Source organism: Trinickia camelliae, from assembly GCF_053525655.1.
This window is the reverse complement of the sequence record NZ_JBCHAA010000032.1, coordinates 1-11,745: the sequence shown is the minus strand read 5'-3', so window position 1 is coordinate 11,745 and position 11,745 is coordinate 1. Positions and strand designations below refer to the sequence as shown.

Annotated in this window: 15 protein-coding genes and 1 pseudogene; 15 read left to right on the top strand and 1 reads right to left on the bottom strand. The window is 60.1% G+C overall.

The window, feature by feature from the left end; genetic code table 11:
* Nucleotides 1-7: 7 nt before the first annotated feature.
* The 14 genes from AAHK20_RS32455 to AAHK20_RS32390 all read left to right on the top strand — a co-directional run bounded on the left by AAHK20_RS32455 (nucleotide 8) and on the right by AAHK20_RS32390 (nucleotide 10,141).
* Nucleotides 8-715, top strand: coding sequence for a TrbJ/VirB5 family protein (locus tag AAHK20_RS32455; RefSeq protein ID WP_429462034.1), 708 nt, complete (start codon nucleotides 8-10; stop codon nucleotides 713-715).
* 12 nt (nucleotides 716-727) lie between these two features.
* Entirely contained in the window at nucleotides 728-997 is a 270-nt protein-coding gene (locus AAHK20_RS32450) for an EexN family lipoprotein (RefSeq protein ID WP_342969501.1), read from the top strand.
* Nucleotides 998-1,007: 10 nt separating this feature from the next.
* A complete protein-coding gene (locus AAHK20_RS32445; protein ID WP_449185609.1) occupies nucleotides 1,008-2,066 on the top strand; it encodes a TrbL/VirB6 family protein in 1,059 nt (352 codons plus the stop codon).
* Nucleotides 2,067-2,090: 24 nt separating this feature from the next.
* Nucleotides 2,091-2,282 carry a hypothetical protein gene (locus AAHK20_RS32440; RefSeq protein WP_449185608.1) on the top strand — a complete coding sequence of 64 codons (192 nt, stop codon included), beginning with the start codon at nucleotides 2,091-2,093 and terminating at the stop codon, nucleotides 2,280-2,282.
* A complete protein-coding gene (locus AAHK20_RS32435; RefSeq protein ID WP_449185607.1) occupies nucleotides 2,279-2,995 on the top strand; it encodes a VirB8 family type IV secretion system protein in 717 nt (238 codons plus the stop codon). The genes AAHK20_RS32440 and AAHK20_RS32435 overlap by 4 nt, the downstream gene beginning before the upstream one ends.
* A gap of 2 nt (nucleotides 2,996-2,997) precedes the next feature.
* Nucleotides 2,998-3,891: a TrbG/VirB9 family P-type conjugative transfer protein gene (locus AAHK20_RS32430; protein ID WP_449185633.1), complete on the top strand. Its 894-nt coding sequence runs from the start codon at nucleotides 2,998-3,000 to the stop codon at nucleotides 3,889-3,891.
* Entirely contained in the window at nucleotides 3,888-5,051 is a 1,164-nt protein-coding gene (virB10, locus tag AAHK20_RS32425) for a type IV secretion system protein VirB10 (protein ID WP_449185606.1), read from the top strand. Before AAHK20_RS32430 ends, virB10 begins: the two co-directional genes overlap by 4 nt.
* Nucleotides 5,048-6,064 carry an ATPase, T2SS/T4P/T4SS family gene (locus AAHK20_RS32420; RefSeq protein WP_124617257.1) on the top strand — a complete coding sequence of 339 codons (1,017 nt, stop codon included), beginning with the start codon at nucleotides 5,048-5,050 and terminating at the stop codon, nucleotides 6,062-6,064. The genes virB10 and AAHK20_RS32420 overlap by 4 nt, the downstream gene beginning before the upstream one ends.
* A 40-nt stretch (nucleotides 6,065-6,104) precedes the next feature.
* Nucleotides 6,105-6,557: a hypothetical protein gene (locus AAHK20_RS32415; RefSeq protein WP_449185605.1), complete on the top strand. Its 453-nt coding sequence runs from the start codon at nucleotides 6,105-6,107 to the stop codon at nucleotides 6,555-6,557.
* A gap of 14 nt (nucleotides 6,558-6,571) precedes the next feature.
* Nucleotides 6,572-6,838, top strand: coding sequence for a DUF2274 domain-containing protein (locus AAHK20_RS32410; RefSeq protein ID WP_449185604.1), 267 nt, complete (start codon nucleotides 6,572-6,574; stop codon nucleotides 6,836-6,838).
* Between the two features lie 31 nt (nucleotides 6,839-6,869).
* Nucleotides 6,870-7,205: an H-NS histone family protein gene (locus tag AAHK20_RS32405; RefSeq protein ID WP_449185603.1), complete on the top strand. Its 336-nt coding sequence runs from the start codon at nucleotides 6,870-6,872 to the stop codon at nucleotides 7,203-7,205.
* 244 nt (nucleotides 7,206-7,449) lie between these two features.
* On the top strand, nucleotides 7,450-7,635 hold the full coding sequence (locus tag AAHK20_RS32400; RefSeq protein ID WP_449185602.1) for a hypothetical protein: 186 nt from the start codon (nucleotides 7,450-7,452) through the stop codon (nucleotides 7,633-7,635).
* On the top strand, nucleotides 7,632-9,221 hold the full coding sequence (locus tag AAHK20_RS32395; RefSeq protein WP_449185601.1) for an Eco57I restriction-modification methylase domain-containing protein: 1,590 nt from the start codon (nucleotides 7,632-7,634) through the stop codon (nucleotides 9,219-9,221). The genes AAHK20_RS32400 and AAHK20_RS32395 overlap by 4 nt, the downstream gene beginning before the upstream one ends.
* Nucleotides 9,218-10,141, top strand: coding sequence for a XamI family restriction endonuclease (locus AAHK20_RS32390; RefSeq protein ID WP_449185600.1), 924 nt, complete (start codon nucleotides 9,218-9,220; stop codon nucleotides 10,139-10,141). The genes AAHK20_RS32395 and AAHK20_RS32390 overlap by 4 nt, the downstream gene beginning before the upstream one ends.
* Before the next feature lie 310 nt (nucleotides 10,142-10,451).
* On the opposite strand, the gene AAHK20_RS32385 is transcribed toward AAHK20_RS32390, so the two are convergent.
* Nucleotides 10,452-11,105, bottom strand: a complete 654-nt coding sequence (locus AAHK20_RS32385; RefSeq protein ID WP_449185599.1) for a hypothetical protein — start codon at nucleotides 11,103-11,105, stop codon at nucleotides 10,452-10,454.
* A 426-nt stretch (nucleotides 11,106-11,531) separates the two neighbouring features.
* Between AAHK20_RS32385 and AAHK20_RS32380 the strand changes: the two are divergent.
* Nucleotides 11,532-11,745, top strand: a pseudogene (locus AAHK20_RS32380) (hypothetical protein); the annotation flags it as partial.

Below are 11,745 nucleotides of genomic sequence, written 5' to 3'. Positions count from 1 at the left end.
TGACGCCATGAAGTTCGTGAGAACTACCGTAGCCGCCGCTGTACTGGCCGCCTCGTGCGCAGGCGCACAGGCGCAGATCGTCGTGACGAACCCGACTTCGTTCGCGCAGCAGGCCGCCAACTTCGCGCAACAGATCGCTAACCTGAAATCGCAGTTGCAACAGGCCGAAAGTCAGTACGCAGCCATTACCGGGAACATCGGCCAGTACCAGAACCTCTTGCCGACAAGCCTTTCGACGCTTAAAGGCAATCTGCCGCAGAACTGGGAGCAGGTCTATTCGGACGCGATGAACAGCACATCGAGCGTGTCCGGCTCGGCCTCGTCCATCCTTTCGCGCTTCGACAGCCAGATTCAGGGCATGGGCCGCGGCGACGCCCTGACGTTCATCAACCAGCAGTTGCACTCCAAGGGCGCTTACGACCGCGCCATGACCGAGCAGGCTTACGACAACGAAATGCGTGAGCTGAACGATATGCAGTCGCTTACGAACCAGATCGGGCAGGCCACGACGCAAAAGCAGATTGAGGATCTACAGGCACGCATTCAGACCGCCCAGGGCGCTATCCACGGCGAACAGGCCAAGCTCCAGCTCATGGCAATGGGCCAGCAGGCGCAAGACAACCTCTTGCGCCAACAGCAGGCCGTGGCCCAGAAGCGCTACCTGTACGGCGACGAAAGCGAATCGAATTCCGCTCCCAATATCACCGGCCAATAAGGACAGTCCAGCATGAAAAAGGCAACGCTCATTCTCGTGGTTCTCATTCTCGCGGCGTGCAACAACAAGGAGGAAGAAGCGCACACGCGCAGTTGGTATCGCGAGCACGACGCCGAACGCAAAGCCGAGGTCGCGAGCTGCAAGGATGACGCAGCGAAGCAGATTTCGGCCAACTGCGCGAACGCGCAGAACGCCGAATCGGACATTTACATCAACGGCAAAGACTTCTACCGGAACGGCGGGCAAAGCAGCAACACTGCGCCCAACCTGACCGCTAAGTGAGAGAACGGCAATGGCCTACGATGGTGTTACGCAGATATTCACCTACATGGACACGGTAACGACGCAGATCGTTGCCGAGAACGTAAGCCGCATCGTCTCGTGGGCTGCGCCCATCGCGGCGGTCGGCCTGACGATCCAGCTTCTGATCGACGGCGTTTCGACCATGTTGATGCCAAGCGGCGAGCCGCTATCGCAGCTCGTGAAGAAGTTCATGCAGTACTACGCCATCGTTGCTATTGCCGGCACCGGAGGTCTCTACGCGGCCACGCTCGCAACGTGGGCGCTTAGCTTGCCGGACAGCCTCAGCTCCGTGCTGCTACTCAATGGCTCGACGGCCGGCAGCAGCACAAGCGCCATCGCAACGATGATTGACCAGGCGATGGATCATTCCCTGACCGTCATGCGAACACTGTTCGCGCAGGCAAGTATCCTTTCAGAGCAAGGGCTTGTGGCGTTGCTGTTGGCCCTCGTCGTGCTGCTGGCGACGGTGCTTATCTGCGGTATCGGCGCTATCTCGATCCTGCTTGCCAAGTTCCTGCTTGCCGTAACGGTGGTGTTCGGCCCGATCTTCATTTTCCTGCTGATTGCACCGCCGCTCGTGAGCTTCTTCGGGAACTGGCTTGGCTCAGTCTTTAACTACATCGCACTGATCGCCATGACGGCGATGAGCTTCGGCATGTTCATGAAGTTTTTCGACAACGCGATATCGGCGGCCGCGACGCCTAACCCCGATGCCGGCGTGCTCATGTCGATCATTTCGGCCGCCATTGTCACGGTTATGGCGGTCGTGCTGCTGAAGTCGCTGCCCGACCTCGCCGCGAGGCTTACGAACGGCGTGAGCACGAAGCTCGCACAGCACATTTCCGCAGTCAGCGGCGGTGCCGGTGGAAAGGCCGGCGGCGGTGGTGGTGGCGGCGGATCGGGCAAGGGCGGCGGCAGCGGATCGAGCAGCGGTAGTGGCTCCGGTTCCGGCTCCAGTTCGGGCGGCTCAAGCGGCAGCTCGGCCAGTAGCGCGAGCGGCGGCTACAACTACGCGCGAGGCTCACAAGGCGCGCAGAGCCGTTCCTAACACCATACGCAGGGAGAACCAGCCATGAAGCGATACGTAATTTTTGCCATGTTGGCACTACTAATTTCCTTGACGGGCTGTGCCAGCGTCAAGCCGCCGCCCGAGCCTGACATGAGCCACCTTGTTTCCGTCAACAAAAACATTCCTGATGAACTGCAAGGAAGCGCCACGCCGCAGCCGGCGACGGGCGCGAATGCTGGAGGAACCGCACGATGATGAATAAGCTCGCACTGCGCAAGCCGGTCACGGCTGACGCGCTCGACAAATTTCTCGAAGAACGGGAAGGCCTGGAACTCGACCTGACCGACGAAATCCTGCGTTCGCGCAAGCGCGCGTGGCAGGTTGCCTGCGGATTTGGCGGCTTCGGCATCTTCGCGCTGTTGCTCGCCGCCTTCGTGATCTGGCGTTATTGCGAGCCGATCGCAGAGCACATTCTTTGGCGCGACTCATCGACGGGCGCGATTCAGGAGCTTTCGATTCTTCCCGGCGGCAAGGTCACCAGCTATGGGGAGTTGACGGACGGTTATTGGGTTGCGCAGTTCGTCAATCACTATACCGGCTACGAGTTTTATTCCTCGCAGGGGGACTATGACTTTGTGAACCTGACGGCAACCGGCGCGCTGGCCGACGAGTACAAAAAACGCTGGAACGGCCCGAACGCGCCCGACAAGCAGCTTGGCGACTCCGAAATGACCACCGTGAAGGTCAATTCCGTCATTCTTGATACGGAGCACGGCATCGCGACCGTGCGCTACACGACGACGAAGAAGTATCGCAATCGCCCCGAGCCGGAACCGACCGTGCATTGGATCGCGACCGTTTCGTATCAGTACGACAAGAAACTGATGACCGCCAAGCAGCGATACATCAACCCGGCCGGTTTTCAGGTCACGGCGTTCCGCCCGAACACGGAAGCAACGGAGAAATAACTATGCGACGCGCGATGCTCACTCTTGCCGCCGCGCTCGCACTGACGGGCGCGCAGTATGCGTGCGCCGTGGGGCCGAAAACCAATTCGCCCCACGACTACCGCATCAAGTCTGTTGTCTTTAACCCGACCGATACCGTCGAGGTCAATTGCGTCATTGGTCTGTCTCTGACGATCAATGTTGCGCCCGGTGAGCGTTATGTCACGCACACCTTTGGCGACCCCGGCGGCTGGCGACTGTCGCAGAACGCCAATCACATCATGGTCTGGCCGACGAACGCGAATAGCGACACCAACCTGACGCTGTTCACGGATCGCCGCGTGTATTACATCCTCCTGCACTTCATCGGCTCGCGCGGCGGCGATGGTAGTCAGCTCGGCAACACGCCGGACACGTTCATCAAAACGCCGTGGTCGATGCGCTCGGCCACGCTTGCGCTCAACTACACGTATCCCGACGACGACCGCAAGTCGGCGCTCGTGAAAACCAACGCGCAGCGCGTGCAAGAAGCACTGGCAAACGCGTCCAGCGCGGGCCTTTCGAACTTGAGCTATTCCCGCTCCGACGAAGCCGGTACGGAAGACATTCGCCCGGTCAACGTGTGGGACAACTTCCGGTTTACCTACTTCAAGTTTGAGCCGAACGCCGAACTGCCAACCATCACCTATATCAATTCGGCCGGCAAAGAGGCGGTGCCAAACGTTCACATCGAAGGGCCAAACCACAACATCATCGTCGCGGAAAACGTTGCACGGCAATGGCGTATCCGTTCGAAAGACAAGGTGGTTGGCGTGCTCAACGCGAACTACAACCCGTCGATTGGCGCGGACCCGAGCGGCACCGTATCGCCGTATGTGCGCCGCGTGCAGAAGCAACCCGAAGGAGATAACCAATGACCGACCGCACCGATACGCCCACCGTGCAGGACGGCCGGCAGTCGTTCAACAAGGGGCCGCGTGCATCGACGCCTGGCCTCGTCGCCTTTATCGTCATTGTGATCGCGCTCGGCCTTGGACTTGTCGGCTGGATGGTATACGGCGCGCTGCATCGCAGGCCCGCCGCGCAGCCCGCAGTCGCCTCGAAGCAGGACAAGCCCTATCAGGGCGCTTTGCCGGAACGCACGTTTAGCGACACGCCGACGAATCCGACGCTCGCGACCGCCCCGAAGGCTGCCAGCGCGCCGGCACAGGAGGAACCGGCACACCAGGACTCGCGGCAGCAACAGGCACCGTCGCCCGAAGCCGTCGCGAATGCGCGCCGGCTCGGGATTCAGCTCGCGGGCGGCCAGCAGGTCAGCGCCGACCAAGGCCAGGCGCCGGCCGGCGCTCAAGGCGGCGCACCGGCCGGCCAGCCCGCCGGATCGTCCATGCAACGCGTCAGCTCGAGCAGCGACGCGTTTGACCGGCAGACGACCGCCACCCGGCCGCAGGCCGTCAAGGCGACGTTGCTTGCGCATCCGAGCTTGACCATCCCGAGCGGCACGATGATCCCTTGCGGCACGAAAACCGAGCTGGACACGACTCAGCCCGGTATGGTCGCGTGCCAGGTGAGCCGCGACGTGTATTCGGCTGATGGTCGCGTGAAGCTCATCGACAAGGGCGCGCACGTTGACGGCGAAATCACGGCAGGCATCAAGGCGGGGCAGAACCGCGTATTTGTCCTGTGGACGCGGGTTCGCAACCCGGATAACACCATCGCCAATCTCGACAGCCCCGGCACGAACGCGCTTGGCAGCTCGGGCATTCCGGGGCAGGTCGATACCCACTTCTGGACGCGCTTTGGTGGTGCCATGATGATTTCGCTCTTTTCTGACCTCAGCTCGGGCCTTGTGCAAGCGGCGGCCAACAGTGCGAACAGCGGCAGCAACAACACGTATCTGAATCTCGATAACACGTCGAACACGTCTAACCAGCTCGCGGCCGAAGCGCTGCGCGCGACCATCGACGTACCGCCGACGCTCTACGACGCGCAGGGCGACACGGTGAATATCTATGTCCGCCGCGATGTTGATTTCAGTGACGTGTACACGCTCTCTATGGACGGGACGCAGCCATGAACGCACCGATGCAAGCCAAGTATTTCGACAACAGATCGCTGCTTCACACGCTCGAACCGTTGCAGAAGTATTTTCAAGACGAGAACGTGTACGAAATGCGCGTGAACAGGTTCGGCCAGCTCGTGTGCGCGACCCGGCAAGGCCGCGTCTTTCACGAAGCGCCGTTTCTCACGCATTCCTATCTCAATCGCCTCACTGACACGCTGCTGAACGCGAACGGGTTGCCCCGGCAACCCGTCAATGACGTGATGCTGCCGGACGGTACGCGCGGCGTAATCTGCTGGCCGCCGGCCGTGCTCGAAGGCACGGTACTGATTGCGTTCCGTAAGCACCTCGCCGTGGACAAGACCCTTGAGCAACTGGACGCCGAAGGCCGCTTCGACCAGCTCAAGGTACGAACCTTTGATGACGCGACGAAGCTATCGGACTTCGAGCAGGAAATGATCGTCTTGCGCGACGAGCGCCGTTACGTTGAGTTTCTGAAAAAGGCCGTGGTCGGCAAATGCAACATCGCAGTAGCAGGGCCGACCAACTCCGGCAAGTCAACCTGGACGCGCACGCTCTTGAATCTCGTGCCACGCAGTGAGCGCGTGATGGTGTTGCAGGACACGCACGAAGTGGGTTCAGACGCGCAAGACGAAATCGGCTATCTCATGTACGGCGAACAGGAGGGCCGTTTGTCCGCGCGTGAGTGCCTGCGCACCTGTATGCGGCTTTCACCTGATCGCATCTTTCTGACCGAGCTACGCGACGACGCCGCCTGGGACTACCTCAAGAGCGCGAACACCGGCCACCCCGGCAACATCTTTTCGACGCACTCGGAGAGCGCCGTTGAAACTCCGTGGCGCATCGCGGATCTCGTCAAATCGTCCGAGGTCGGCCGGATGCTCGATTACGACATGATCCTGCGCACCGTCCACGCCACCATCGACGTGATTATCTATATGCGCGACTGGAACTGCGTTGAGCTGCTGTACGACCCGGTATTCAAGAAGAAGCACGCCAAGCGCTAAAGGAGCCGACACCATGCAGAACACCACCCATCAACTCATCATGAACGCCGTCATCGTGCTTGTTGCCGGCGCCTTTGCGACGGCGATCTATCGACGCATCGCGCCGTATCTGTTCCGCCGGCACGGCGAAGCTATGGCCGCTCGGCTTGCGCGCGTCGCCAGTGAGCAGGAACAGGCCACGCTCAAACAGCGCGACCTCAACATGACGCGTAGCCGCGCGCTGCGCGTGCGGCTCACCAACGTTGGCATTTTGGTTGGTTTCTCGCTCATCGTGTGTTTGCTCACCCCGCGCCTGGGTCTCGCAATCACCAACAGCGCCGTCCTGACGTTCGGCGCTTACGTGCTCGTGGGCTATATCGCAGTGTTGCTTGCCCGCGTCGTGCCCGCCGAAGCCTTGCAAGGACTCACCTGGAACAGCCGCATCGACGTGCGGCTCTATTACGTGTGGCTCTGGCCGCTCAATGTCTTCAAAACCGTTACCGCCAAGCACTAAGGAAGCTACCCACCATGACGCAGAAAACGCCCCGTAATCCTTCGAATCGTCTGCTGCTGCCGATCGTCAAGCGCGAGCCGGAAAAGACGAAGCTCCCCGTGCAGCTCGCGCAGGAGATACACGCCGATTTGCTCGCGTACCAGCGGGCCTATCAGGAAATGAACGGCGTAGAGCTATCGCTTGATTTCATCATCGAGCACGTTCTTATCCAGCACATGAAGCGCGACAAGGCATTCCAGACGTGGAAGGCGGCCGCACCGAAGGCGGCCGGCTCGAACTGATCGCATCAACTAGCACGGAGGACAGAATCAGGTGAAAGGCGATACGTACAGGCACCTCAGCGCCGAGCTGCAAAAGTTGGAGCGGCGCATCGAGAGTGCAAGGCAGGACGAACGGCAAAACGTTTTGCAGGAGATTCGCGAGAAGATGACCGAGTGGGACATTACTTCGAACGAACTCCGACGCTATCGACGTGGCACGTACCACATGAAGCCGGTTGTCGCGAAGTATCGCGACCCGGCCACCGGTCGCGAATGGAGCGGCCGGGGCCATGAGCCGGGCTGGATCGCCGGCAAGGATCGCAGTCTGTTCCTCATCGAGGACGACGATGCACCGGCCGGCACGCTGCGCGCCGTTCGCGCTGATTAACTCTCTCAGGCTCCGCCGGCGGCGGAGTTTTCGACGGTCGCTTCGGCGGCCGGTTTTTTTGCACGTCGCAAAACTCCTCAGTCGTCCGGCCAGCGTTCGCGGGCCTTGCTGTCCTCATGGGCTGCCCAGGCGTCACGCCAGCCGCTTCGCCAGGCCGAGAAGTCAGCCGCGCTCGAAATCAGCCCCCCTCACCTCACATCGGCTATACTCCCGTCGACTAGTCGACAGAAGACGGAAATTTCATATGACTACGCCAAAAGTAGACGTGCGCAAAAACGCCAAGAACGAAGGCGAGACACAGATCGTAGGCATTCGCATGACCCCGGCGCTTGCGCAGGAGGTGAAGATGGAAGCGACTAAGCGCGGCATCACGCTGAAAGTCCTATTCGCCGAACTGTGGGAAAGCCACAAGCACAGCGCACACACATGATTCACATCCAAACAGAAAACGACCTGATCGCCATTGCTGCGGCATTGGTCGGGAGTTCGACTGCCCTTTCTGCTGGCGAAAGAGCATTGAAAAAGAAAGTCGGACGGCAAATTGTTGAGCCAGCCTGCGTGGACGGCATTCGCAACGATATTCTTGCCGGAAACGATCCGCTGGGTAACGCATTCGCCTACGTCCGTTCGGCTGTCCAGCGTCGTGAGACAGGGGCCGTCTACACCCCACCGGCTATTGTCCGTTCGATGATGGCTTGGTTAGTCGCTCAAGGCGCGCCTGCCCGTATCGTTGATCCAGGGGCTGGCTCGGGGCGCTTCATCCTCGCCGCAGGAGCGGCCTTTCCCGACGCACAACTCATCGCCGTCGAGATGGACCCGCTCGCCGCCCTGATGCTTCGCGCCAATCTGAACGCACGCGGTTGGACGGACCGGGCAACCGTGCTGGTCAAGGACTATCGCGAGGTCAAACTCCCTAGCTGCCACGGCGTGACGGCGTTCATTGGTAATCCGCCTTACGTGCGGCACCATGACATTGCCGAGAACTGGAAAGCCTGGTATGCCTCGAACTTCGCGCGATTCGGCATCAAGGCGAGCGGCCTCGCGGGTCTGCATCTGCACTTTTTCCTGCAAACGCGTCTGCTCGCGAAAGAGGGCGACGTGGGCGCGTTCATCACATCGGCCGAGTGGATGGACGTGAACTACGGCTCTGCACTGCGTCGGCTGCTGCTTGATGAGCTAGGCGGCATCGCAGTGCATGTGCTTGAGCCAACCGTCGAAGCGTTTCCTGGCACGCAAACAACGGCTGCGATCACCTGCTTTCGCGTCGGTGAGACGGCCAAGCCGGTGCGCGTTCGCGATGTTGGCGAACTGAAACAACTTAATGGCTTGACCAAGGGCTCCGACGTTCCGCGCGAACGGCTGCACGCTTCTCCGCGCTGGTCGATCATCGTTCGCCCGTCCGAGGTTGCCACGGACGGCGATATCGAGCTTGGCGAACTGTTCCGCGTGCACCGTGGTCAGGTCACGGGTGCAAACGATATCTGGATTGCGGGCGACCATGCGAAGGGCCTGCCCGAGCGCGTCAAACTGCCCGCAGTCACCAAGGCCAAAGATTTGATTCAGGCCGGGGCGAGGCTGCAATCGGCAGAGGACCTGCGGCGTGTCATTGATCTTCCTGCCGAGCTGGATGAATTCACCAAAGAAGAACGGCGCCGCATCAACGCCTTCCTGTCTTGGGCGAAGCTCAACGGCGCGGATCAGAGCTACATCGCGCAACACCGCAAAGCCTGGTGGTCCGTGGGTCTCAAGGCTCCGGCCCCGATCCTGTGCACGTATATGGCCCGTCGACCGCCTCAATTTACGCTCAATACGTGCGACGCGCGACACATCAACATCGCTCACGGACTCTACCCGCGCGAACCGCTGGCCGAAGGTGTCATGGCGAAGCTGGTGACGTGGCTGAACAAAAACATCAACATGGGGAGCGGCAGAACCTATGCCGGCGGCTTGACGAAATTCGAGCCGAAGGAAATCGAACGTCTGCGAATCCCAAGCCTTGAAACACTTCTTGCATGACAAGCACACCTCCCCGATGGACCCTAGACGAACTTACCGAAGACGCCAAAATCTCAGCAGGCCACTTTCGGGCAGAGCGCCTGACGGTCAGTGACTCTTGGGAAACGCACTACACGCAGGCGCGCGCCAAATTTGAGTTGCTTTTCAAGAAACTAAGCGACCTCAACCCTACTGCGATTACTGACGACAATCTCGCCGAAGCCTATGGCTTAGGGCTCGGCGAAGCGCTGCGCTATCTGGCAGGCCCGCCGATCTCAGACGACGATTTGCAGGTCATTGCCGACGTCGACTCAATCGCTCCGGGGGTTCTCAAGTTAAAGAAGAACGCCGAAATGCTGCGCAAGGTGTTCGATGTCATTTCGCGCGTGATTGATCCTCATCGTTTTCCGTGGATGGAAGCAGGCGGCTCACCAACCAAGCAGCAGCGCGAGGCGGCGCTGTTAGCCTCGTCCGTGCTCTTGGCGGCGCAGCGCATCGCCACGGAGCGACGCCACGACGGCAAGAACGATCAAGAGACGACGGTCAAGGACTATCTTCGCACCCAGGGCTTCACCGAAGTCCCGCCCGTGGCAATCAGCACGATCGTCAAAGGGCCGAATATGAATGAGTTTTGCGCAGAGTGTCAGCTCGGCGAGCGCAAGGCGGATGTTGTCGTACGTCTGCACGACACACGGCTTATGGCGATAGAGTGCAAAGTGTCGAACAGCTCCACCAACAGCGTGAAGCGTTTGAACAACGATGCCGCTGTCAAGGCGGAATACTGGCTCAAGCAGTTCGGCACTGCGCAAGTCGTTCCGGCTGCTGCACTCGCGGGTGTCTTCAAGGTTCTTAACCTCGAACAAGCGCAAGCGCGCGGGCTATCCCTGTTCTGGTCGCACGATCTCGATAAGCTCGGCGCTTTCATCGAATCTACTAAATGATCTGCGTATGAAAAAAGGCCCGCGCAATGCGGGCCTGAAAAAATCTACCCCCGGTTCCGAGGACCGATGAAAAGCAAAGGGGGAGCCTGAGACCTTGCTTACTTGGCGATCCTCAGTCGTCCGGCCAGCGCTCGCGGGCCTTGCTGTCCTCATGGTCTGCCCAGGCGTCACGCCAGCCGCTTTCCCAGTCGTACCACTCAGGGGAGCGTGCGATATGGGGATTTTCCTGCTGCGCCTCGCCTTCGCGATAACCGCGATACCCCTACGTTTTCGCAACCACCTGCGCGCGAAGCGGGCGTAGTGCGCTTTGTCAAGCCGCTTCGTCGAGCAGGGAAATCAGATGGCGCTGCAATTCCACGCGGCACGCCATGAATCCGGCGACGATCTGGTCGACCATCGCGAGCCGCACATAGGTCTTCGGGTTATCCAAGACCTTGACGTTCTTCTTGACCAGCAGGAGGTCGTACCTGCCGTCGCTCGCGTCGATGGCAAGGTAGAACGCGCCCACGTGCTGCACGAAGTTTCGGCAGCTAGACAACTGCACGATCCACTTCGACTCGATGCCCTTCTGCTGCATCCAATCGTTTATCAGACGCTTGCGTTGCTCATCAGCGATTGGCTTGCCAACGTGCTCATGTATCGCGTGCATGAACTTCTTCATCGCGTCGATGCTGGCATCGAGCTCCGAGACAAGGGTGTGCAGGTCTGCGATCACCAGGTATTTCAGGTCGTTGTCGACTGGCAGGGCGACGCCCTCGTGGTCGGACGTGAATATATGCTCGTCCTTCACGTTGGCAATGATGTCCTTCGCCAGTGCGCCGAAATCATCCTGTAGGCGCTTCGTGATACGCGGCAGCAGGTTCAATCGGGTGGTGATGGCAAGCCCAGCGTCGCCAATCGTGGACGGAAGTGGCGGCATGCGCTTCTGATCGGCAGCCCGATGCCATGCGGTGTAGATCGGCAACACCCACTGGTCGCTGCCAAGTTCCTGGATATGCAGCCACTTCGTAATCTTCATGTCTCTCAACCCCCGGTTCGGTATGGTCGAAGCCGGCTAAGTGTACTTCGCGGGCGCTGCTCGGTGAGCGTTTGCATAAGTGCTTCGTGTGTGACGCGGCCTACGTACTTTTGTGCGCTTGCTGGTATCCGCGATGCACTGGCTCACGGAGTGAGCCACCCTGCCAACCGGCAGCGTTGCAAAACTCCTAAGTTGTGCAACGTCGCGCCGGCCGCCGTCAAACCCTTGTACGGTCGAGGCACGCCATGTTGCAAAACATAGTCTTGTATTAGGAATGATGTGCGACTATGATTTGCAACGTGGCGCGCAGTGTGAGCGTGCCGAGCGGTCAGCAACCACCCGCGCCGTTGCGCGCCGATATCGGGAGTGACGATGGACAAGAGCAATCGGGATTTCAAGAGCATGCTCAGCAAGATTACCGAAGCGGTGATCGACACTAGCAGTCCAGATTTCAAGCACATGCTCAGCAAGGCGCGCGACGCCGCAGCCGGCGGCATCAATGCCATGTCTAAGGGCGAAGCCCTCGCGGCCGCGCTCGTTCTCAACCGGCCTGACTGGCTCGCTGCGATGAACCACACGATTGCCG

Bases quoted from the DNA above. Each gene is read 5' to 3' on its own strand.
- AAHK20_RS32455 (WP_429462034.1), top strand. From the start codon at position 8: ATGAAGTTCGTGAGAACTACCGTAGCCGCCGCTGTACTGGCCGCCTCG.
- AAHK20_RS32445 (WP_449185609.1), top strand. From the start codon at position 1,008: ATGGCCTACGATGGTGTTACGCAGATATTCACCTACATGGACACGGTA.
- AAHK20_RS32435 (WP_449185607.1), top strand. From the start codon at position 2,279: ATGATGAATAAGCTCGCACTGCGCAAGCCGGTCACGGCTGACGCGCTC.
- AAHK20_RS32415 (WP_449185605.1), top strand. From the start codon at position 6,105: ATGAACGCCGTCATCGTGCTTGTTGCCGGCGCCTTTGCGACGGCGATC.
- AAHK20_RS32440 (WP_449185608.1), top strand. From the start codon at position 2,091: ATGAAGCGATACGTAATTTTTGCCATGTTGGCACTACTAATTTCCTTG.
- AAHK20_RS32390 (WP_449185600.1), top strand. From the start codon at position 9,218: ATGACAAGCACACCTCCCCGATGGACCCTAGACGAACTTACCGAAGAC.
- AAHK20_RS32395 (WP_449185601.1), top strand. From the start codon at position 7,632: ATGATTCACATCCAAACAGAAAACGACCTGATCGCCATTGCTGCGGCA.
- AAHK20_RS32430 (WP_449185633.1), top strand. From the start codon at position 2,998: ATGCGACGCGCGATGCTCACTCTTGCCGCCGCGCTCGCACTGACGGGC.
- virB10 (WP_449185606.1), top strand. From the start codon at position 3,888: ATGACCGACCGCACCGATACGCCCACCGTGCAGGACGGCCGGCAGTCG.
- AAHK20_RS32450 (WP_342969501.1), top strand. From the start codon at position 728: ATGAAAAAGGCAACGCTCATTCTCGTGGTTCTCATTCTCGCGGCGTGC.
- AAHK20_RS32400 (WP_449185602.1), top strand. From the start codon at position 7,450: ATGACTACGCCAAAAGTAGACGTGCGCAAAAACGCCAAGAACGAAGGC.
- AAHK20_RS32420 (WP_124617257.1), top strand. From the start codon at position 5,048: ATGAACGCACCGATGCAAGCCAAGTATTTCGACAACAGATCGCTGCTT.
- AAHK20_RS32410 (WP_449185604.1), top strand. From the start codon at position 6,572: ATGACGCAGAAAACGCCCCGTAATCCTTCGAATCGTCTGCTGCTGCCG.